The following is a 22,248-nucleotide window of genomic DNA, read 5'->3' on the forward strand; positions in this document are numbered from 1 at the left end:
AACTCAACCCGCTTTGAGCTGAGTCATTGGGCAGTATTGTCTGCCCTCTTGGCGGCTTCCAGTGCCCGGCGTTTGTCCCAGGCTATCGCGGTTATGGTGTTATCCAACTCACCTTCCAGCCCCAACATAAAAAACACTTCGGCCATCAGGAAAAAGGGGCCAATAAGCAGTTGGTTAAGATCATCGATAAAGGCCGGTTTGGCCTTTTCATACTTGTGGCCAATAAACTGGAATATCCAACCTATGACAAAAACCGTTATGCCCAACCAAATACTGGCATAGCCCAGGGTATAGAGCCATTCGGTTGTCAGAATCACCGGCAGGATAAACAGCGCCAGTCCCAGCGCCAAACGCCAATGCAGCTTGATGTAATAAAGCATCACCCCAACAGCCAGCAACATGGCGACGCTGAGAGTGCCGCTTGAAAAAGGCAGGCGCCACAACGACAGCATTAAAAATACTGACCAGATAATCAATGGGATACCGATAAAATGAGTTTTGATATTGGTAGGGTTCAGATGCACACTCTTATAAGTGGACAGCTGTTCAACAGCCGACTTCATGACGCTCTCCTTGGTTTTGTTATTATTCTCCTCCCGCCAAGCAGGGACCTCGAGTGTCTATTTGATTCCGGTGCAGGCCCATATACTTGAGCTTCAGATAAGTGCCTGTACTCAGATGCGATTAATACACCTGATGGTTTGAGAGTACCGCAACAATTAACCAGTGACAACGCCATAAAAAAGGAGCCTCTCGGCTCCTCTCATGCTTTGACAAACTGTACTTTGACAAACCTGACAAACAGCCAGTCTAACAGACTTGGACAAGGCCCTCAGTACCAGGCAAGACTTAGTTGTGCTAGTCGCTTAAGATAACAGTCGCCACCGCATAGTGACGTTCATCGGCAATGGACAGCAGTGCCCGCTTGGCGCCCAGTGTTTCCAGGCGCTGGTGCGCGCCATCACTGAATTCAAGCTGGGGCGCACCATCGGCATTATTGCTGATATGAATATGCTGAAACGAGACTCCACGGCCTATTCCGGTTCCCAGCGCCTTGGCAGCCGCTTCCTTGGCCGCAAAGCGCTTGGCCAGAAATCGCGCCGGTTCGCTCAGCGTCTGAAAGCGGGCATATTCGGCCTCGGTCAGCACCCGTTTGGCCAGCCTATCTCCGCCCCGCTCCAACTGAGCCTCAATGCGGGCGATTTCCACTATGTCGGTTCCCAGTCCCAGCACAGCCATTACTCGCCTCTGCGACCTTCCAGCATGAGTTGCTTCATATCTCTGACCGCCTTGTCCAGGCCGTCTATCGCCGCCCTGGCTATGATGGCGTGGCCGATATTCAGCTCATGCAACTCGGGGATGGCAGCTATCGGCTTCACATTGTGATAGTGCAACCCGTGCCCTGCGTTGACCACCAGGCCCTTGCCATGAGCATAGGCAGCCATTTCCGTGATACGGGCCAACTCCTCGCTCTCCTCTTCGGCGCTATGGGCGTCGGCGTAGCGGCCGGTATGAATTTCTATCACGGGCGCACCCACGGCTACGGCGGCATCTATCTGCTCGCGGTTGGCATCGATAAAGAGTGATACCTTAATGCCCTGCTCGGCCAGACGTTTAACCGCCGCGGCGATTTTCGGCTGCTGACCGGCAACGTCCAAGCCGCCCTCTGTAGTAAGCTCTTCACGTTTCTCCGGCACCAGACATACATAGACAGGCTTAACCTCACAGGCGATATCCAGCATCTCTTCGGTGACCGCCATTTCCAGATTCATCCGGGTCTTGAGCGTCTTGGCCAGCAGATAGACATCGCGATCCACTATGTGGCGTCTGTCTTCACGAAGATGGATAGTGATCCCCTCGGCGCCGGCGTGCTCGGCAACGGCCGCTGCATGCACAGGATCCGGGTAATGGGTGCCACGCACCTGCCGCAAGGTGGCGATATGATCTATATTCACCCCTAACAAGATTCTATTCATCTTTAACTCCTTGATAATTCCTGGAATGCACCAGCCTGTTCGGCGGTATAAAAGCAGTTTCTATTCTCTGCCATTGTAACGGCAGCATTTGAAAAAAGCGGGCTGAAGAGCTCATTTCTCTCCTCGACTGGACGGCTGTGGGGCCCTTGGCGAACTTTCCCTCCGGCGGGCAAACAACTGCCTGCTGAGCAGTGGCTTATCACCGAGCAGAGGCCGGAGCAATTGCCGGGTCAAGACTTTGGCGGCTTGCCAATCCTCTTGCTGAAGGCGATTTTCTGCCAATGCCAATAGAGTGCTTCCCGGTAGTGCCTCTTGTCGCTTGGCATCACCAATAAAGGGGATGAACCCCTGTTCGGGAATGAATCTGTAGCAGCCATCGGCTTGGATATCGGCGCCATCAGCATCCTTCACCAATGAGGGCATGCAGCCAAGCTCGGATAAGAGTCTGAGCTCGAAATAGCGCAGTGTTGTCTGCTCAAAGCCCTTGGCCAGCGCCAGCAGGCTCTGATGATAACTGAAAAACAGCGCTTCGCCACTCTGGTGGTTGCCCAGTACCCGCACCAAGAGTTCATTGAGGTACATGGCCGCATATAAAGCGTCCCCGGACAGGGGCACTGCCGGGGACGCACTCTCAATTTGAGTCAGGGTTCTGAGGTCGCTGCGGCCACTCAGTTGGAACAGCAGCGGCTGAAACGGTTGCACTATGCTCTTTATCGAGCGCTTGCCACTGCCGACTCTGGCAACGGCGTCGACCCGACCAAGACCATCCACCAGCAGGTTCAACAACATGCTGGATTCCCGATAGGGCCGGGCGTGCAGCACATAGCCTCGCAGCATAGTCGGCCTCAGTCTTCGCCGTAACCCAGGCTGCGAAGGGCACGTTCATCATCGGCCCAGCCCGACTTCACCTTGACCCAGACTTCCAGGAACACTTTGTTATCAAATAACTGTTCCATGTCCTTGCGGGCCTCAGTGGCGATAGTGCGGATCCGCTCGCCCTTCTTGCCGATCACCATGCGTTTCTGGCCGTCGCGTTCAACCAGAATAAGCGCATTGATCTGATAGACACCATTCTCCATCATCTTGAACTGCTCGATTTCCACCGTGGCATCATAAGGCAGTTCATCACCGAGAAAACGCATCAGTTTTTCACGGACAATTTCAGAGGCCATAAAGCGTTGTGAACGGTCGGTAATATAGTCTTCCGGGAAATAGTGCACGCTCTCGGGCAGTGACTCTTTCGCCAGCGACATCAAGCGGCCAACGTTGGTACCCGACTTGGCTGAGATGGGCACAATTTCATCGAAGGCATATTTCTGCCCCAGGGCTTCCAGGTGCGGAAACAGTGTCTCCTTATCCTTGATATAGTCGACCTTGTTCACTGCCAACACTGTCTTGCGCTCACTGCCGCCATGACGCAGTTTATTGAGCACCATTTCGTCATCGGCGGTCCAGTTGAGACCATCGACCACAAAGATCACCATGCAGACATCGGCCAGCGAGCTGGCAGCGGCGCGGTTCATCAAGCGGTTAATGGCGCGCTTTTCCTCTATGTGCAGTCCAGGGGTGTCGATAAAGACTATCTGCGATGGGCCTTCGGTGTGGATCCCCATGATCCTGTGGCGGGTGGTTTGCGGCTTACGGGAGGTGATACTCACCTTTTGGCCGAGCAAACGGTTGAGCAAGGTGGACTTGCCGACATTGGGGCGACCGACTATGGCCACCATACCGCAGTAGGTAACATCATAGGCGGGTGTCGGCGACTGCTGGTTCATCTTGGCCAGCAGTTCATCCAGGCTCGGCTCCTGGGCCGGTACCTCTGGGGTCTTACTCATTTTTTCAGTAACTCCAATATCCCAGCAGCGGCTTGCTGCTCGGCTTTTCTGCGTGAACTGCCGGTGCCGGATACGGCTTGAGCCAGCTCTTCGATACGACATTCTACGGTAAAGGTCTGATCGTGCGCCTCGCCGGAAACCGCCACCACTTTATACTCAGGCAGAGGTTTCTTATAGCCCTGCAGGTACTCCTGCAACTGGGTCTTGGCATCTTTCTGGCTGACCCCGGGCTGAATCGCCTTCAGTCGCTGCTGGTACCAGCCCAAAAGCAGTGGCCGACAGGTTTCCAGATCTGAGTCCAGGTAGATGGCACCTATGATGGCCTCCACCGCATCGGCAAGAATGGATTCGCGGCGAAACCCGCCGCTCTTGAGTTCGCCCGGGCCCAGGGTCAGATAGTCACCCAGCTTAAACTCCTTGGCGATTTGTGCCAGGGTGTCACCGCGCACCAAGGTGGCACGCATCCGGCTGAGATCGCCTTCGGTCGCCTTGGGGAACTGATGATACAGGGCATCGGAAATCACTATCGACAGGATAGAGTCACCGAGAAATTCCAACCGCTCGTTATGCTTGTTGGCCGCACTTCTGTGAGTCATGGCCTGCTCCAGCAGCGCCATGTTATTGAATTCATACCCCAGAGTACGACACAGACGGGCAAAATTCTTCACAGGTTCTCTCACTTCAAACCACCTACACGTTCAAAACGCACACCGCTTGGCACCCAGGTAGGTAACCAATCCTGAGGCTGGCGCTCAAACTCAAAGCTTATCCAGATTGCCACAGCCTTACCCACCAGGTTGGCTTCAGGCACAAAGCCCCAGAAACGGCTGTCGGTACTGTTGTCGCGGTTATCACCCATGGCAAAATAGTGGCCTTCAGGTACGACAAACTCGCCTTGAGCAAAGCCTGGCTCACGGTAATAGAAGGCCGATGGCTCAGGGCGGGCCGGGTTGATCAGAATATCGTGTGTCACCTCACCCAGTTGCTCGCGAAAACGCAGCAGATCCACGCCATCATCCTGGAATTCGCCTTTATTGACCGGTGCTCTCAATACCAGTTTAGGGCCTGGACAAGGTTGTTGCTCCTTACAGGCTTCCTGAATATAGAGTTCCTTGTTGCGATAGATGATCTTATCGCCTGGCAAACCGATAACCCGTTTGATGTAATCGACCCGCTCATCTTTAGGGTATTTGAATACTATGATATCGCCGCGCTCCGGCTCGCCGGTTTCCACCAGCTTGCTGCGCCATACAGGATCTTTCAGGCCATAGCTGAATTTTTCCACCAGAATGAAGTCACCCACCAGCAGGGTTGGCATCATGGAGCCGGAAGGGATCTGAAACGGCTCGTACAAAAAAGATCTCAGGATTAGCACAAAGGCTATCACAGGGAAAATGGACTTGGAGGTTTCCACATAACCTGGCTCCTGAATGATTTTTTCAGTGACTTCATCGGTCAAGGTGCCATTTTGCGCTTGGGCCAATGCCAGTTTAGCCTGACGCTTGGGGGCCAGCACAAAGGCATCGAGTGCCCAGATAAGGCCACTGACCAAGGTCACCAGCACCAGAATAATGGAAAAATAGGCTGCCATTGGTTATTTAACTCCTGCCTTGTATTAAATTGGAATAAGTCTTGTCAGCTTTAGGGAAGGTGCGAACAAGTCCCATGTGTGCTCTGCGTCGGCTTACAAGCCTGGATGCAAGGCGTGGTTCGCAGCAAATGGCCCTAGTCCTTTGCAAGAAGCACAACACAGCAGGCAGGCTTGTAAGCCACGCCCTTCGGGGCTTGCACAGCAACCGGCTTTCGGCGTTATCCGCCTTTGGCAGGCCCCGGCATGCCTTCAGTCAGATGCCTTGAACGCCAATTGCTGTGTAAGCCAGAGTGCCACGAGGACTTGTTCGCACCTTCCTTAGTTAGTTTACCCATATTTGCCGTTCCAGGGACAGGTCTCCCCTTAAACTAACTAAAGCGCCGCAAAATGCGGCGCAAATGAGATGTTGCTATCCAGGGCGCCGAGGCGCCACAGGATCACTCGTTCAGTTTCAATACCGCCAGGAAGGCTTCCTGTGGAACTTCCACGTTACCGAGCTGCTTCATCCGTTTCTTACCTTCTTTCTGCTTCTGCAGCAGTTTCTTCTTCCGGGAAACGTCACCACCGTAACACTTGGCGGTTACGTCTTTACGCAGTGCTTTCACGGTCGAACGGGCCACAATCTGACTGCCCACTGCGGCTTGGATTGCAATATCAAACATCTGCCGCGGGATCAGCTCTTTCATCTTCTCCACCAGGGCGATACCACGGTGGCGTATGTTGCCCCTGTGGATGATCATCGCCAGTGCATCGACTCTGTCGCCGTTGATCAACACATCCAAACGCACCATGTCGGCCGCCTGGAAGTAGACAAAATTGTACTCGAGCGAAGCATAGCCACGACTGGTGGACTTAAGCCTGTCAAAGAAGTCCATCACGACTTCGGCCGCCGGAATATGATAGGTCAGTGCTACCTGGTTGCCGTGGTAAACCATATTCTTCTGCACACCGCGCTTTTCAACACACAGAGTGATCACGTTGCCCAGGTAATCTTTGGGCACCAGAATATTGGCTTCGACGATAGGCTCACGCATCTCTTCGATATAGTTGAGCGCCGGCAACTCGGATGGGTTATCCACATAGACAACATCGCCATTGGTCAGTTCAACTTCATATTCCACAGTCGGTGCCGTGGTGATCAGATCCAGGTCATATTCCCGCTCCAATCGCTCCTGGATGATCTCCATGTGCAGGAGTCCCAGATAACCGATACGGAAACCAAAGCCCAAGGCGGTGGAGTTTTCCGGCTCAAACTGCAGTGAAGCATCGTTCAGACTCAACTTATTCAGCGCATCACGGAAGCTTTCATAGTCGTCGGTAGAGATGGGGAACACACCAGCGTACACCTGAGGCTTCACTTTCTTGAAGCCAGGCAGAGGCTTGTCTGCGCCGTGTTTGGCATGGGTCAGGGTATCCCCCACAGGGGCACCGTGGATCTCCTTGATACCGGCGATGATAAAACCTACTTCACCGGTTCTCAGTTCAGTTTTTTCTGTCTGCTTGGGTGTGAAGATCCCCACCTTGTCGGCGTTGTAAGTCTGGCCTGTGCTCATGACCTTGAACTTATCGCCCTTCTTGAGCACGCCGTTCTTGATCCGCACCAGAGACACAACCCCTTGGTAGCTGTCGAACCAGGAGTCGACGATCAGAGCCTGCAGCGGCCCTTCCGGATCACCTTCCGGTGGCGGAATTTGTGCCACTATGGTTTCCAGCACTTCGTCTATGCCAACACCAGTCTTGGCAGAGCAGCGTACAGCGTCTTTAGCTTCAATGCCGACTATGTCTTCAATCTCGGCCGCAACCCGCTCGGGCTCAGCCTGAGGCAGGTCAATCTTGTTGAGTACAGGAACGACATCCAGATCCATTTCCAGCGCGGTATAACAGTTCGCCAGTGTCTGGGCCTCAACCCCTTGACCAGCATCAACCACCAGCAAGGCTCCTTCACAAGCCGCCAGCGAGCGGGAAACTTCATAGGAGAAGTCAACGTGCCCTGGGGTATCGATGAAGTTCAGCTGATAAGTTTCACCGTCTTTTGCCTTATAGTCGAGTGTAACGCTCTGGGCCTTGATGGTGATACCGCGTTCGCGCTCCAGATCCATTGAATCCAGCACCTGAGCAGCCATTTCACGGTCGGTTAAGCCGCCACAAACCTGGATCAGGCGATCTGAGAGGGTAGATTTGCCATGGTCGATATGGGCAATAATCGAAAAGTTTCTAATATGTTTCATTATGCTGCAATGACTAAATTCTAATGGGAGACTGTGCTCAAAGGTGCGAAATTGTACCCGATTGCTGGGCCAATACCAATTAGATTCACACTTTGAGCCTTTGTGGGAAGGACAGGATTAGTGGCAGTGAGTTTCTGAAGCGCTCTCCATGGCTTGGCCAAGATTGGCGAGAATGACGGGTTGAGCCCGGTTTTCAATCCTGCGTGCCTGAGACTTGCCCAGTAGCCAAGCCAGCAAGGCAAAGGCGATCGCCATGGATATGGCGCCGCCATCTGTACTGAACCCGGCGAGCGAGGCAACAAAGCGCCCCAATAACCCGCCCAGAAACAACCCGGCCAAAGGCAGCATGTAAACCAGCAGAGCCGCCTTGAGCACTACGCTTTCCGGCAAGCCCAAACGCAGCAAAGTGCCTTCGGGATAAGTTTCAGTGCTGGGCAGGGAAAACTCCTGCAACCGACTGCCAAACGCCTTGGCAACTGCCGAAGTGCCGCAGGATTCGCTGCTGGAACAGTGATTGCAGGCGCTCTTCAACTCCACCTGCACCTTGACCCAACCATCACTGTCTGTACCTATGACCTTAGCCACCTGTTCCATCATAACCCTGTCCTCACTCCAGCCTTAGGCCCGAAGCGATACGGATAAGCGTTTGTGTCGGCACCTTACCGACTGCAACCACTTCCAGGTTACCGACTCGGTCAGCCGCCATGGAAAGGCCATTACGGGTCATCAGTTCTTCCGGCATGGGCGCATCACCGGCGCGGGCAACATAGACAGAGATATTGCTGAGGCCATCGGTGAGGGCAATGTATTCCACCGGCTCATGACTGCCTATCAGGCGATGGTGATCGCGAACCACCACCTGAAAACCGGGCGGCAGCCAATCAAATTGCCAGTTCTGGCCATCTTCCCGCTCTGATGGATTCATCACCGCCGGCCATTCCTGCTTGTAGGCTTCCACCAGCAGAGGTGCGGTTTCCTGCAGTTCTATCAATTCAATGACCAACAACTGCTCCAACAACTGCTTGTCCTGATTCAGCATGTCATAGCGCAGCGGCAGAAAGGTTTCCATATCCATCCACACCTGGAAACCATAGCGATATTCATCATTGGGTAAAATGCGAACCATCTGTCCAGGACGTCCGGCAATACGACTGCGGCCACCCAGCACCAGTTGGTACCCGGCTTCGAGGTCGCCACTGTCACCGAAGAAGGCTGCCGGCATCACCCCTTGAATACGCTTGGCTTTGATGCTGTAGGCGGGCTGTTCGTGTTCTATAAAGGTCACTGTATTGCCGACACGAACGGCATTCTTTGGCGGACCATTGAGGTGTTCGAGAAAGGCCACTTCCTCGCCGTTGACTTTACCGTGCAGGTATACCAAAGGCCGAATATTATCGGCCTGAAGTTGGATGAGAGAAATCTTGTATTCTTTTTCGCGCAGAGCCTGACTCATTTTTTCAAGCCAGGCTTTGGCGGACATATCATCCTGCGCGAAGGCAGGTACTGCAAAGGCCAGAATGGCCAGGAGGAAAAGGCGCAAGAGATTTCCTTAACGATTCATAGGAACAGGAACGACCTCATTATTGTTATCCATAACCACACCGGCATTCAATCTCTGTTGCAACATATGATCCTGAATATAGCTGTTGATCCTGCGACGTTGCTCAATCAACTGCTCATTGGTATAGCCCTGTGGCTGCTGAACCGGCCCGGTTTGCAGGCTAACCGGTGAGGCGCTGCCCACCAAAGGACGGGTAATAAGCACAGGGGATGCAGGATCCTGGCTTTCAGGTGACTGGTTGTAGTTCTGAACACCAACAATGGCAACCATGGCAACGGTGGCAGCAATCGCATACTGGCCAAACTGCTTGAACATGGGGATCACTCTAGCACCGCTGGCAATCTGACGCTGAGGCTCATCGGCCACAGATACCTGGGTTGAGGTGACAGGTGCGACAATCGCCGGCTCCTTGTCGATAGCGGCCGCAATACTGGCGGACAGATCCAAGGGGATAGCGGAAGGTAACTCGCCACGCATGGCATCACCGATAAGATGATAGTTACGCCACTTGTCGTGAGAAGCAGTGTCACCAGCCAGTTCTGCCAGCGTCTGAGCGTCGGTTTCGCCGTCCACTGCCGCAGAAACCCACTCCTGACCTAATTTATCCATTACTCACCTGTCTCTATTAAAGGATCATCTTTCCAGCAAAGGCTGGAGCTTCTTGTCTATGGCTTCCCGGGCACGAAAGATACGGGATCTCACAGTACCTACAGGGCAATCCATCACATTGGCAATATCCTCGTAGCTCATACCATCAAGCTCACGCAAGGAGATAGCCATCTTTAACTCTTCCGGCAGCGATTCGAGAGTGTCGAAGACAGTCTTCTTTATCTCGTCTGAAAGCATCAACCGCTCAGGAGAGGCGAACTCTTTCAGGGCATCACTGCCATCGTAAAATTCGGCTTCATCGGCATCAACATCGTTCGCAGGTGTTCTGCGCCCCTGTGACACCAGATGATTCTTGGCCGTATTTACTGCTATTCGGTACAACCAGGTATAAAAGGCACTCTCACCGCGGAAATTAGGTAACGCCCGATAAGCCTTAATAAAAGCCTCTTGCGCCACGTCTGCTACATCGGCCTGATTCCGTACATAACGGGATATCAGGTTGATGACCTTACTCTGGTACTTTTGCACCAGCAGGTTAAAAGCGTTTTTATCGCCACGTTGTACGCGCTCAACCAGTTGTTGATCACTTGTTTGTCCACTCATCCGAGCCGACTTCTCCCAAATCTTATAATGCTGATTTCTCAGTCGCTCGAATCATATTCACTTATGTAGACTAGCGTGCTTCGAAAAAGTTCTGATGTTTTGCAAAAAATGTACTGTGAATATCCTGAGCTGGGTTGTATCCATCCCTTGCGAGTTGGTTTACCATAACCGAACCCCCAGTCACATCTCATGATACCCGATGAAACAAGTAGTTGAACACCAATCTGACGTCCTGGTCATAGGCAGTGGTGCAGCGGGCTTGACTCTCGCCCTTCACCTGGCTGAAAAAACCAAAGTCATTTTACTCTCCAAAGGTCCTCTCAACGAAGGCTCAACCTATTATGCCCAAGGGGGCATAGCCTCGGTTTTCGACGAGGAGGATACCATAGAATCCCATGTGGCCGACACCTTGGTCGCCGGCGCCGGACTCTGTGATGAAGCCGTGGTAACCTACACCGCCGAAAATGCCCGCGCCGCCATGCAATGGCTGATTGAATGCGGTGTTGCCTTCGATAAGGAAGAAAATCCCGATGGCAGCATCAATGACAGCGCCTACCATCTAACCCGCGAAGGCGGCCACAGCCACAGGCGTATTCTGCACGCCGCCGATGCCACCGGCAAAGAGGTACAGACCACACTGCAGGAGATGGCCCAGGCACACCCCAATATTCTGGTACTTGAGCGTTACAACGCCATAGATTTGATCACCACCCGTAAACTGGGCCGTCCGGGCAACCGGGTATTGGGCGCCTATGTCTGGAACCGTAACCTTGAGCAGGTTGAAACCATCAAGGCCAAGTTTGTCGCCCTGGCGACCGGCGGCAGTTCCAAGGTTTACCAGTACACCTCAAACCCGGATATCGCCAGTGGCGATGGTATTGCCATGGCCTGGCGTGCCGGTTGCCGGGTGGCCAACATGGAATTCAATCAGTTCCACCCAACCTGTCTATATCATTCAGATGCCCGCAATTTCCTGCTGACAGAAGCTTTGCGTGGTGAAGGCGCCTATCTGCGCCGTCCCGATGGCAGTCGCTTTATGCCTGACTTTGATGAACGCGCCGAACTGGCGCCCAGAGACATAGTAGCCAGGGCCATAGACTATGAAATGAAGCGCCTCGGTGCCGATTGCGTCTATCTGGATATCAGCCACAAGGACCCGGAATTTGTCATCAAGCATTTCCCCACCATTTACCAGCGCTGCCTGGACTTAGGGATAGATATCACCAAGGAACCTATCCCTGTGGTGCCTGCCGCTCACTATACCTGCGGCGGGGTAATGACAGATTTTCACGGTCAGACAGATCTCAATGGCCTCTATGCCATAGGTGAGGTGGCTTATACCGGACTGCACGGTGCCAACCGCCTGGCGAGTAACTCCTTGCTGGAGTGTCTGGTATTCGCCCGCGCCGCTTCGACCGATATTCAAAGCCAGCTAGGTAAAATTGCCATGCCCGGCAATATCCCGGCCTGGGATGAAAGCCAAGTATGTAACTCGGATGAAGAAGTGGTTATTGCCCACAACTGGCACGAGCTGAGACTCTTTATGTGGGACTATGTGGGGATTGTGCGCTCAGACAAGCGTTTGGAGCGTGCCCTGCGCCGCTGCGCCATGCTGCAACAGGAGATCCAGGAGTATTACAGCAACTTCCACGTCAGCAACAACCTGCTGGAATTGCGCAACCTGGTGCAAGTGGCCGAGTTGATCATCCGCTGCGCCATGGCCCGCAAGGAAAGCCGCGGCCTGCACTGTAATATCGATCATCCGCAGAAACTGGAGAATCCGCAGCCGACCATTCTGCAACCTGAATAACTTGGGCGGGAATGAGTTCAGTTAGCGGACTTTGAGCGCTGCAACAATAGACGACACAGGTGACGATAGTCTGTGTCGTCAAACATATCGGCAAACAGCCAGCAACGCCCGTAGTTATCCTCCCCCTGATAGGTAAAAGTCACCACAAAGGGGCTGACCCAAGGTCTGCCACTAAGTTCGAAACTCGAACCGGGTTCGAACTGTCCTTCACCCAATTCATTAAGCCAGAAACAGAGTTGCCAGCAGCGCAAACGCCACAGCGCAAGGCCAAAGCCTGCCAGCATTAGCAGTAAACATAGGTATTTGAACAATAAATAGAAAGGATAATCCAGCGCCGGCCAGGCAAGAAAGCTGCTCAGGCAAATAGCAGCCAGCACCGTCAGACTCAGATACTGGCTGAAGGAAGAACTGAGTTGAAACCTATGGCGCTGCCCGGCCACGAACGCGCACTACCATCTGTGCCAGTTGCGGATCCGGACATTGCTCATGCCCCATAAACCAGGCAAAGAGCTCAGGATCTTCACACTCAAGCAGACGAACAAATAAGGCCTTATCCTCAGGGCTCAGAGTCTCGTAATGCTGTTCCACAAAGGGTTGAAACAGTACATCAAGCTCCAGCATACCACGGCGACATGCCCACTTAACTCTGGGGGTACTCATCAAGTCAGACACCTATCATGCTCCAATCAAGAATTTTGTCGCAAGTTTACATTCTGGCGTCTGCGCTGTCGAATATCCGCCTTAATCATCCACCCGTATCAGAACTGCTGCACCTGAAGGTCACGACCGGCGAACAAGTCACCAAAATCGGTTTCCAGCAAGCGCTGCACCGCCGGATGCTGGATCATCCGCTCGGCGAACATCACATGATATTCCTCTTTGATCTCCATGGTTTCACCGAGCAGACGTATGTTGTGCTCGAGAATATCTTGCTGATAGATGGAGGGGGCGACAAATATCCCCTTACGGAAATAGCCAAAGGCCTTCATCATAGCCGCATCGTCAAACTCACCGAGAATCTTGACATTAAGGCGTTTCTCATCAAACCAGCGATAGAGTTGCTGGCCCAGAGAAGTACGCCGGCTGGGGATCAGCAAGGGCCCCTCTTCCAGACACTCGGGAAAGCCACTTTTAAACTCCTGCGCCGAGAAGAAGGCAATACCGCACTCCCCCAACTTCTTGGAGAGAATTTCCGGATACTTGAGAGACTCACCGGCGCAGTCCGACAGTATCATATCCAGTTTATGCTCCCTGAGCCTGGCCATCAGGCTTTCGTGGGTTGCCTCATAACAGGCCAGGTGCATGGAACTGTTGGCCGGGATCACCGACATCAGCACCCGACTGGCCAACGCCTTGGAGAGAGCATCGGCAATACCCACCTCAAACAGGATGGATTCATCCTTGCGATAGTTGAGCACATCAAGCATCTCATAAGAGAGGCTGAACATTTTGTCGGCGTAACGAAACACCAGCTCGCCCAATTCAGTAGGGGCCAGGTTGCGCCCCACCCGCTTGAACAGACTCCCCTTGAGCCTTTCTTCCAGCGTCCTTATCTGGCCGGTAATGGTTTGGGGAGTTAAACAGAGTGTCTCGGCAGCCTTGGTCACTGAGCCTTGCTTATGCACCATCCAAAAATAATACAGGTGGTTGTAGTTCAAATGAGACATAGGCTGCCCCGACTCCTTACTTCAAACGCTGACAGTCCAGCAAATTATTTACGGCAAGCTGTAGTGTATCTATATCCTTGACCTCACCGCTTTCAAAGGCTTCGCTGATACCCTGTACCAGTTGATCCCTATCCGGGATCCTGTCCAGGCAATACTTGCGATTGGCTTCCTGAAAGCGCTTTCCTCCCCGATACTTAAGGGCGCGGGCTTCATAGCCGTTGCTGTCCAGGCGAGCGCCTACCGCTTGTGGCTTATACATGAGGGCACCATCAACAACGCCTTCGAGGTAACTCTGACACAGGGCTGCTTCCTTGTCTGCAATACAGGCTTCTATCTGTGACGCCTGAGCCAAAGGGGCTAAGCCCGCCAGAATGAGTCCGGCCATTATGCTTGTTTTCATTCCTTTTCTCCTTTTTCAGGTAACACTTTTGACAGCCAGAAATAGCCCACGACTGCCGCCAACATAGATCCGATCAGGATCCCCAACCTGGCCAAATCGCTATAGACAACGCCACCATGCTCAAATGCCAGAGAGGCAATAAACATCGACATGGTAAATCCTATACCGCACATCACAGCCACAGGCATGATATGGCGCCAGGCAATGCCCTCAGGCAACTCAGCCAGACGCAACTTAACCGCAATAAAACTGAACAACACCACACCAATCGGCTTACCGAGCAACAGACCCAATGCAATACCCAGAGGTACAGGCGATACCAGGCTTTCCAGCGACATGCCCCCCAAGGCTACCCCGGCGTTGGCAAAGGCAAATACCGGCAGGATCAGGAAGGTGCTCCAGGGGTGCAGCGCATGCTCCAGGTGCTCTGACGGTGAACCACCTTGCTTGTCGCGCAGCGGAATACAGAAGGCGATGATCACCCCGGCCAAAGTGGCATGAACCCCGGACTTGAGTACGGCGACCCAGAGAATGGCCCCCAGTACGCCATAGGCTCCAAGCGCGGTCACACCGCGGCGGTTCAAGGTAACCAAACCTATGACGGCAGCGGCGGCAATCAAGAGGCTGATCATGGATAGATCACTGCTATAGAACAGCGCAATAATAACGATTACACCCAGGTCATCTATGATTGCCAGCGCCAGCAAAAACACCTTGAGCGCCACGGGAACCCGGTTACCCAAAAGTGCCATGATCCCCAGCGCAAAGGCGATATCAGTCGCGGCCGGAATCGCCCAGCCCCCCTGAGTCACAGGATCATTGGCATTGAACAGCAGATAGATAGCGGCCGGAACAACCATACCACCTATAGCGGCAAAGGTTGGCAGAGATGCCTTGGAAACACTGGACAGTGCCCCCTCCAGCAACTCACGTTTGACTTCCAGACCAATCAAGAGAAAGAACAGCGCCATCAGACCATCGTTGATCCACAGCAGCAAGGGCTTGTTGATATCCAGGGCCCCGAGACGCAACTGCATCGGGGTATCCAGAAAACCTTGATAGAGGCCGGAAAGCGGTGAATTAGCCAGGACCATAGCCAAAGCTACAGCAATCAATAACAAAATACCGCCGGCAGATTCCTGGCTCAGGAAATTCCGAAGTGCCTTTTCCATACTAAACTCCCAAAAACATAATTGATTTGAGTGTAGTAGATGGATTTAAGTAAGTATAATCGAAAGTTTCTAAGGAATACCTCGAGATATGCGAAGTATTCCACGAAAAACCCGGTTTAGATAGCGACAGGCGCCTTAATATGAGGATGAGGTTCGTAACCGGACAACTCGAAATCTTCGAATCGGTAGTCAAAAATTGATTCAGGTTTACGGGTTATTTTCATTTGCGGCAAAGGCTTGGGCTCACGGCTGAGTTGCAGCGCCGTTTGCTCCATATGATTGGAGTAAAGATGGGTATCACCGCCGGTCCAGACAAAATCGCCCAATTCGAGGCCACACTGTTGCGCTACCATCATGGTCAACAAGGCGTAGCTGGCGATATTGAACGGCAGTCCCAGGAATACATCACAGCTGCGCTGATACAGCTGACAGGACAACTTTCCATCGGCTACATAAAACTGGAAGAAGGCATGACAAGGTGCCAGCGCCATCTTGTCGAGCTCGGAGACATTCCAGGCCGAGACAATCAAACGTCTGGAGTCAGGTTGCGCCTTGATCTGCTCTATCACCTGAGTGATCTGATCGATATGACCACCATCGGGTGTTGGCCAACTGCGCCACTGAGCGCCGTAAACCGGCCCCAGATTACCGAACTCATCGGCCCACTCATCCCAAATCGTCACTTTGTTTTCATGCAGATAGGCAACATTGGTGTCCCCTTTCAGGAACCAGAGCAGCTCATGGATGATGGAGCGCAGATGGCATTTCTTGGTGGTCACCAAGGGGAACCCCTTACTGAGGTCAAAACGCATCTGGTAGCCAAATACAGAGCGGGTTCCCGTGCCGGTACGGTCATTCTTATCGGTACCGGAATCTAAAATATGTTGCATTAAATCAAGATATTGCTGCATTACTGCTTGTCCTTCACCACGCCGGCCTGCGGCGCATTACGCATTAACAGATAGAGTCCAAAGAGGATCATGGGCACTGACAGTATCTGTCCCATGGTCAAAAAGCCCAAATAAAGCCCGAGTTGGGCATCCGGCTGTCTGACCGTTTCCACTATGCAGCGGAAGATACCATAGCCGAGCAAAAACATCCCAGACACGGCTCCTGTCTTGGGACTGCGTCTGCTGAACCATTGCAGCAAAATAAACAGCGCTACCCCTTCGAGGGCAAATTGATACAGCTGCGAAGGGTGACGAGGCTCGGGGCCACCTGAAGGAAACACCATGGCCCAAGGCACATCAGTTACCCGGCCCCAGAGTTCACCATTGATAAAGTTACCCAGACGCCCAGCGCCCAAACCGATAGGCACCACTGGAGCCACCATATCGGCCACCGCGAAGAAGCTGCGCTTCTGTTTCCAGGCGATGTAGAGCATGGCCAGAATAACCCCCATCAAACCGCCGTGGAAAGACATGCCACCTTCACTGATCTTGAATAGGTACAAGGGGTCTGCAATAAAGAAATCCAGATGGTAGAAGAGCACATAACCTATGCGGCCCCCCAGGATCACCCCGAGAAAAGCGTAAAACAGCAGATCCGATACCTGTTCGCGGCTCCATAACCCTTTGGATCTGTCAGCCATACGGTTGAGCAGTATCATAGCGGCCAAAAAGCCCAGCAGGTACATGAAACCATACCAACGCAATGCCGGTTCAAAAGTCTGGCCGAACAGCTCAAAGGGGCCAAAAGAGACGATCACAGGATCAATATTGGGAAATTCTAAAGCCATAACAGAAAGACGATTCCTAAATTAACGACGGCGCAGATCAGGCCAGGATAAGTTTAAGACCCACAACAACCAATAAAAGTGCAAATATTTTCTTCAATACCGGCGTCGGCAAAGTGCTGGCCGCTTTTACACCCAGCGGCGCCACCAACATTGAGGAGGCAATAATGCCCACCAAAGCCGGCAGGTAAACGTATCCCAGAGTGCCGCTTGGCATATCCGGGGCGTTCCAGCCTGCGATAACATACCCTAAACTCCCCCAAAGGGCGATGATAAGGCCGGTAGCCGATGAAAAACCCACCGCCTGACGCATCTGCAGCCCACACCAGGTGAGGAAAGGCACCAAAAGCACCCCACCACCAATGCCCATCAAGGCGGCAATAATGGCAATAATCGCCGAGACTATGAGTAAAACGGGAAATGGCGGCAAGCCCTCTTTCGCCGATGGACGAAAAGGAAATGCCATCTGGACGGCCATTAATATTACAAACACGGCAAAGGCGCGGCGCAGATCATCGGCCGGGATCAATTCGGCGATAAACCCCGAACACAAGGCCCCCAGCGCCAGACCAGGCAACATGGATTTAAACAGTGGCCAAGGAATATTGCCGTGGCTGTGATGGGCGCGGGCCGATGAAAAAGAGGTCAAAATGATGGCCGCCAACGAAGTGGCAATGGCAACATGGGGCAACTGCGCGGCGGGAACTCCCACCTTGGGTAAAATATACAACAGCGCCGGCACCACAATAAGACCACCTCCTATCCCCAACAAGCCGGCCATAAAGCCGACAAAAGCCCCCAACGCCAGACAAACACCGAATACCCAGAGAAATGTGTCCACAGAGGTTCCTTAATTCTTGTTGTTATTCCATACACCCGCCACGGCAGGTTCAATTGAGAATGGCCGCCAGCTCTCTTTGCCCCAAATAATCGTGCACCAGTTGCCGCACTTCACTGCCGCTCCTGAGTGTCAGCGCCTCGGCCAACAACTGCTCGAGTTCACTGCTGCGCACTCGCCGCAGCAGATAATTGATCCTGGCCAAACTCCCCTGGTTCATACTCAGGCGGTTATAGCCCATGGCGACAAGCAGCAAAGCGCCGCCGGGTTCACCGGCCAATTCGCCACAGACACTGGCACCTAGGCCATATTGACGGCAGGTCTCCCGCGCCTGTTTCAGTGAACGCAATATCCCAGGATGATAGCTGTCAAACAGGGCGCTGACCCTGGGGTTGTTGCGATCTACCGCCAACAGATATTGGGTCAGGTCGTTGCTGCCGACGGAAACAAAATCAACACGCTTGGCGACTTCATCCAGTTGAAACAGCAGCGCCGGCACCTCCAGCATAATGCCGACCTTGGGTCTTTTCAGCTCAGGGTTCACATCCGACTTAAGCTCGGAATAAGCCTGTTCGATATATTCCAGCGATTGATCTATCTCATCGAGATTACTGACCATGGGCAGCAAAATATGCAGTTGCTCGCCGCTGCCGCTGGCCTGGAGCATGGCGCGAATTTGCACCAGAAACAGCTCGGGATGGTCCAGCGACAAGCGAATGCCACGCCAGCCCAAAAATGGGTTTTCCTCCTTGATGGGGAAATAAGGCAAGGGTTTGTCTCCGCCCACATCCAGGGTGCGCATCACCACGGGCCGACCGGACGCCGCCTCCAGCACCTGGCGATACACCTTTACCTGCTCAGACTCGCTGGGAAAGCGCTGCTGTAACATGAAGGGGATTTCGGTGCGATACAACCCAATACCATCGGCGCCCTCGGCAATTTCAGAGGCCAAACCGCTGAGTAACCCTGCGTTCATATACAGATGAATACGTTTGCCGTCGACCGTCTCGGCCGGCAGGTTCAGCTCTCTGGCGTATTGCCGCTGCAACGCTCTCTCGGCAGACAATAAACTGCGGTACTCACCGACCACGGCCGGAGACGGCGACACCATCAGCTGACCGCGGGTGGCATTGAGCACCAAAAGCTTCTTGTCGATGTCGGCAGCCAAGACCTGGTCGACCCCTGTGATGGCCGGTACACCCAGCGCCCGGGCCAGAATAGCGGCATGGGAGTTGACCCCGCCAAGCTCTGTCACTATCCCGGCCAACTTTTGCCGCGGAAACTCGGCCAGCAAGGTGGTATCCGCCTCACGGGTCACCAGAATAACCGGCTTATCGGCATTGAGCTCCAACCGTTCCGGCTCAATCAACTGGCGCAGCACCTTCTGCCCCAAGTCACGGATATCGCTGGCCCGCTCTTTGAGATAGGGGTCTTCCATCGCCATAAACTGGGTGATGTAACGCAAAGACACGCGACTGACCGCCGACTCGGCGCACCAACCCGCAAGCACCTCATCGCGATATTCGCCCCCAAGGCTGGCCTCTTCCAGCAAGAGTTGCAGCGCCGAGAAGATAGACACCACCTCTTCATCCTGCTCACGGTCAAAACGCTGTGCCAGGGTGCTCAGGGTGTTACGGCAACGCTCGATTGCTGTCTTGAGGCGCTCAAGCTCATTGGGGATATCTGCTGCGGTTTGATCCGGCTGCTCCAGTGATATCTGCCCGCCCAGCACCAAAGCATGGGCAATGGCAATACCATTGGAGGCCGGCGTGCCCTGGAACAGGATTTGCAGCTGATCTTCCTTGACGCTGGCTTTTTGTTTGAGGCCGCGAATGGCCATGGCCAACTGCGCCGCCAGCGTCATTAGAAAGGCTTCTTCCCCTTCACTGAACTGACGGGCACTGGGCTGCTGCACCACTATGACGCCAAGCAGCTGTTTCTGATAGATAATGGGCGCGGCGAGAAAGGCGCGATATTCCTCTTCGGCCACTTCGGGAAAGAGTTTGAATCTGGGATGGGCTCTGGCATCGGCAAGGTTGATAGCTTCTTCACGCTCGGCAACCAGGCCTACCAGACCTTCGGTCAACGGCATGCGAACCCGGCCGACGGCACTGGGTTCCAAGCCATCTGTGGCGGAGAGGACCAACTCATTTTTATCCAGAATATAGATAGAACAACACTGAGTGCTCATGGCGGCCTTTATTTGACCGACCAATAGCTCAAGGGCAGCCTCAAGATCCCTTGCGGCCGCAACTGCCTGAGTAATATCCCTGAGCGTGTTTAACACCTGTTCCCCCTTTCGATATCAAACCTCAGCCTGCTGCTCTTTGTCGTCCCCTTCTGCGTGAAGGCTCCCGTGCCTGCAATGCCAGAGCCGTGGTGGCGAACTCTTTCATAACCTTACGGTAGACGTCACGTTTAAAAGATACGACCTGACGCACAGGGTACCAATAACTTACCCAGCGCCAGTCATCGAACTCAGGATGGCCGGACGAATTCAAGTTGACGGCACTGTCCTGACTCTTGAGCTGGAGCAAAAACCATTTCTGCTTTTGGCCGATACAGACAGGCTTGCTGTCCTGGCGCACCAAACGCTTTGGCAATCTGTATCGCAACCAGGAGCGGGTGGATGTCAGTATCTGCACATGTTCCGGCCTGAGCCCTACTTCTTCATACAGCTCTCGATACATGGCATCTTCAGCGGATTCACCGTCATCCAATCCCCCTTGGGGAAACTGCCAGGAGTGCTGACCGAAACGCCTGGCCCACATTACTTGGCCAAATCTGTTACAGATAATGATGCCCACATTTGCGCGAAAACCGTCGCTGTCAATCACATGGACTCCGAAAAAGCGATAAATTTCAATGATTCGATTGTTTCACAATCCCACGTCGGCAGCAATTCTCTATTTACGGCTTTTTCTCTGGATAAGCAAATGGAGTTTTCCACTTTATCAACAACTGCTCTGCCATGTTTGAGTGGATATCCACAAAAACTGTGGATATCTCTGTTCGAAACTCGACTGAACTTCTGGAAACGCTGTTTTTTGCAACCCTTACAGTCTAAGCCCAAAAGTAAGAATCAAAACAAAATCATTTTAAATACAAAAAGATAGACATATAAAAAAGAAAGCGATCGACAGCAATCATATCAACAGATCACTTTTTAACCAACGAGTAATCAGAACCGACTTGCGGGCAATATCACAAAACTTTATTCACACCCCATGGACAAAAACTCGGCTTAAAGGTCCAAAATGGTGCCAAAACCCGGTTGACACTCACCATTATTTGCTTTATTGAAGCCAAAAATACTCAGTTATCCCAAAATGCTGTGGATAAGTTTGTTGGCAACACAGGGGAAATCGGCGAGTAACTCAGGAAAACCATTATTCGGCGGTCAACCAAAAACACTTTAGCCAATAAAAACATTAAGATACAAACTTGCACACAGGGGATTGGCTTGGTTTGCACAGTGGCGGTCGGTTTTTGTACAACCTTGTTATCCAGTGCCGCTCAGGTAAAATCAGCGCCATGAAAACCAATATCATGCCGCCAAGCTCATTGGCACAACTACTGCAGCGCGCTGACGATATCGCCGGGCTGACGCTGGGACAGCTCGCAAAATCCTTAGGGGTAGCCGTGCCCAGAGACTTTCGCCGCGACAAAGGTTGGACCGGACAACTGCTGGAACTGGCATTGGGGGCGACAGCGGGCTCCAAACCTGAGCAAGACTTCCTGCATCTTGGGGTAGAGCTTAAGAGTATCCCGATAGATGAGCGCGGCATGCCGCTGGAAACCACCTATGTTTGTGTCGCGCCGCTGACCAATATCTCAGGGCTGCGCTGGGAACAGAGTCTGGTGTATCACAAGTTGCAGCGGGTACTGTGGATCCCGGTTCAGGGAGACAGAGAACTTTCTCCGGGTGTTCGACGTATCGGCTCACCGCTGCTGTGGGAACCCAGCACTGAGGAAGACAGGCTATTGCGCCAGGACTGGGAAGAGATCATGGAGCTTATCAGCATGGGCAAAGTCAGCAAGATCACCGCCAGGCACGGTGAGGTATTGCAGCTCAGACCCAAGGCGGCCAACAGCAAAGTGTTGACCGAAAGTATTGCCGAAGACGGCAGTATTCAGATGACAAACCCAAGAGGCTTTTATCTCAAGACTCAGTTCACCAAAGGACTACTTGAGCGCTTTTTTGGTTGATATCGACTCTAATC

The 22,248-nt window shown here is 53.1% G+C and carries 24 protein-coding genes; 2 read left to right on the forward strand and 22 right to left on the reverse strand.

All coding sequences use genetic code 11. The annotated features are described in order from the left end of the window. Positions 1–23: 23 nt before the first annotated feature. The 12 genes from ACF8D4_RS07865 to rpoE form a co-directional block, all read right to left on the reverse strand. Positions 24–563: an Mpo1-like protein gene (locus ACF8D4_RS07865; RefSeq protein ID WP_345879589.1), complete on the reverse strand. Its 540-nt coding sequence runs from the start codon at positions 561–563 to the stop codon at positions 24–26. Positions 564–858: 295 nt separating this feature from the next. Continuing rightward, complete coding sequence (gene acpS / locus ACF8D4_RS07870; protein WP_028779787.1) at positions 859–1,239, reverse strand: holo-ACP synthase; 381 nt, start codon at positions 1,237–1,239, stop codon at positions 859–861. Further along, positions 1,239–1,976, reverse strand: coding sequence for a pyridoxine 5'-phosphate synthase (gene pdxJ / locus ACF8D4_RS07875; RefSeq protein WP_025887852.1), 738 nt, complete (start codon positions 1,974–1,976; stop codon positions 1,239–1,241). Before pdxJ ends, acpS begins: the two co-directional genes overlap by 1 nt. 111 nt (positions 1,977–2,087) lie before the next feature. Then, the gene (gene recO, locus ACF8D4_RS07880; RefSeq protein ID WP_109247701.1) at positions 2,088–2,813 is read right to left on the reverse strand and encodes a DNA repair protein RecO; all 726 of its coding nucleotides are present in this window, start codon (positions 2,811–2,813) and stop codon (positions 2,088–2,090) included. An 8-nt stretch (positions 2,814–2,821) separates the two neighbouring features. After that, positions 2,822–3,811 (reverse strand): GTPase Era, encoded by a 990-nt coding sequence (gene era / locus ACF8D4_RS07885; protein ID WP_025887851.1) that lies wholly within the window; start codon positions 3,809–3,811, stop codon positions 2,822–2,824. Continuing rightward, the gene (gene rnc, locus ACF8D4_RS07890) at positions 3,808–4,491 is read right to left on the reverse strand and encodes a ribonuclease III (protein ID WP_028779786.1); all 684 of its coding nucleotides are present in this window, start codon (positions 4,489–4,491) and stop codon (positions 3,808–3,810) included. Before rnc ends, era begins: the two co-directional genes overlap by 4 nt. Next, entirely contained in the window at positions 4,488–5,402 is a 915-nt protein-coding gene (lepB, locus tag ACF8D4_RS07895) for a signal peptidase I (protein ID WP_025887849.1), read from the reverse strand. Before lepB ends, rnc begins: the two co-directional genes overlap by 4 nt. A gap of 437 nt (positions 5,403–5,839) precedes the next feature. Next, the gene (gene lepA / locus ACF8D4_RS07900) at positions 5,840–7,630 is read right to left on the reverse strand and encodes a translation elongation factor 4 (RefSeq protein WP_025010555.1); all 1,791 of its coding nucleotides are present in this window, start codon (positions 7,628–7,630) and stop codon (positions 5,840–5,842) included. Positions 7,631–7,747: 117 nt separating this feature from the next. Beyond that, positions 7,748–8,227: a SoxR reducing system RseC family protein gene (locus tag ACF8D4_RS07905; protein WP_208124981.1), complete on the reverse strand. Its 480-nt coding sequence runs from the start codon at positions 8,225–8,227 to the stop codon at positions 7,748–7,750. A 10-nt stretch (positions 8,228–8,237) separates the two neighbouring features. Next, positions 8,238–9,170 (reverse strand): MucB/RseB C-terminal domain-containing protein, encoded by a 933-nt coding sequence (locus tag ACF8D4_RS07910; RefSeq protein WP_025887844.1) that lies wholly within the window; start codon positions 9,168–9,170, stop codon positions 8,238–8,240. Between the two features lie 9 nt (positions 9,171–9,179). Continuing rightward, the gene (locus ACF8D4_RS07915; RefSeq protein WP_025887842.1) at positions 9,180–9,800 is read right to left on the reverse strand and encodes a sigma-E factor negative regulatory protein; all 621 of its coding nucleotides are present in this window, start codon (positions 9,798–9,800) and stop codon (positions 9,180–9,182) included. A gap of 24 nt (positions 9,801–9,824) precedes the next feature. Beyond that, positions 9,825–10,403, reverse strand: a complete 579-nt coding sequence (rpoE, locus tag ACF8D4_RS07920) for an RNA polymerase sigma factor RpoE (RefSeq protein WP_025010551.1) — start codon at positions 10,401–10,403, stop codon at positions 9,825–9,827. Between the two features lie 199 nt (positions 10,404–10,602). Here rpoE and nadB point away from each other — a divergent pair, with 199 nt between their 5' ends. Then, positions 10,603–12,213 carry an L-aspartate oxidase gene (gene nadB / locus ACF8D4_RS07925; RefSeq protein ID WP_025010550.1) on the forward strand — a complete coding sequence of 537 codons (1,611 nt, stop codon included), beginning with the start codon at positions 10,603–10,605 and terminating at the stop codon, positions 12,211–12,213. 17 nt (positions 12,214–12,230) lie between these two features. Here nadB and ACF8D4_RS07930 read toward each other — a convergent pair whose 3' ends face one another. The 10 genes from ACF8D4_RS07930 to rppH all read right to left on the reverse strand — a co-directional run bounded on the left by ACF8D4_RS07930 (position 12,231) and on the right by rppH (position 20,862). Next, entirely contained in the window at positions 12,231–12,653 is a 423-nt protein-coding gene (locus ACF8D4_RS07930; RefSeq protein ID WP_025010549.1) for a protein YgfX, read from the reverse strand. Next, on the reverse strand, positions 12,634–12,873 hold the full coding sequence (locus ACF8D4_RS07935) for a succinate dehydrogenase assembly factor 2 (protein WP_028779782.1): 240 nt from the start codon (positions 12,871–12,873) through the stop codon (positions 12,634–12,636). The genes ACF8D4_RS07930 and ACF8D4_RS07935 overlap by 20 nt, the downstream gene beginning before the upstream one ends. 98 nt (positions 12,874–12,971) lie before the next feature. Beyond that, positions 12,972–13,880, reverse strand: a complete 909-nt coding sequence (gene nhaR, locus ACF8D4_RS07940) for a transcriptional activator NhaR (RefSeq protein ID WP_025010548.1) — start codon at positions 13,878–13,880, stop codon at positions 12,972–12,974. A 16-nt stretch (positions 13,881–13,896) separates the two neighbouring features. Then, complete coding sequence (locus ACF8D4_RS07945) at positions 13,897–14,280, reverse strand: hypothetical protein (protein WP_037474378.1); 384 nt, start codon at positions 14,278–14,280, stop codon at positions 13,897–13,899. Then, on the reverse strand, positions 14,277–15,452 hold the full coding sequence (gene nhaA / locus ACF8D4_RS07950) for a Na+/H+ antiporter NhaA (protein ID WP_025010547.1): 1,176 nt from the start codon (positions 15,450–15,452) through the stop codon (positions 14,277–14,279). The genes ACF8D4_RS07945 and nhaA overlap by 4 nt, the downstream gene beginning before the upstream one ends. Positions 15,453–15,568: 116 nt before the next feature. Beyond that, entirely contained in the window at positions 15,569–16,363 is a 795-nt protein-coding gene (gene thyA / locus ACF8D4_RS07955; protein WP_301560764.1) for a thymidylate synthase, read from the reverse strand. Beyond that, a complete protein-coding gene (gene lgt / locus ACF8D4_RS07960; RefSeq protein ID WP_044734948.1) occupies positions 16,363–17,190 on the reverse strand; it encodes a prolipoprotein diacylglyceryl transferase in 828 nt (275 codons plus the stop codon). Before lgt ends, thyA begins: the two co-directional genes overlap by 1 nt. A gap of 37 nt (positions 17,191–17,227) precedes the next feature. Then, complete coding sequence (locus ACF8D4_RS07965; protein ID WP_044734949.1) at positions 17,228–18,028, reverse strand: sulfite exporter TauE/SafE family protein; 801 nt, start codon at positions 18,026–18,028, stop codon at positions 17,228–17,230. 49 nt (positions 18,029–18,077) lie between these two features. Further along, positions 18,078–20,312, reverse strand: a complete 2,235-nt coding sequence (ptsP, locus tag ACF8D4_RS07970) for a phosphoenolpyruvate--protein phosphotransferase (protein ID WP_044734950.1) — start codon at positions 20,310–20,312, stop codon at positions 18,078–18,080. A gap of 25 nt (positions 20,313–20,337) precedes the next feature. Further along, on the reverse strand, positions 20,338–20,862 hold the full coding sequence (gene rppH / locus ACF8D4_RS07975; protein ID WP_096140816.1) for an RNA pyrophosphohydrolase: 525 nt from the start codon (positions 20,860–20,862) through the stop codon (positions 20,338–20,340). A gap of 697 nt (positions 20,863–21,559) precedes the next feature. On the opposite strand from rppH, the gene mutH reads away from it, so the two are divergent. Further along, the gene (gene mutH, locus ACF8D4_RS07980) at positions 21,560–22,234 is read left to right on the forward strand and encodes a DNA mismatch repair endonuclease MutH (RefSeq protein WP_025010541.1); all 675 of its coding nucleotides are present in this window, start codon (positions 21,560–21,562) and stop codon (positions 22,232–22,234) included. Positions 22,235–22,248: the final 14 nt, after the last annotated feature.

This window comes from Shewanella sp. YQ_9, from assembly GCF_043103185.1.
Classification (GTDB): Bacteria; Pseudomonadota; Gammaproteobacteria; order Enterobacterales; family Shewanellaceae; genus Shewanella; species Shewanella algae.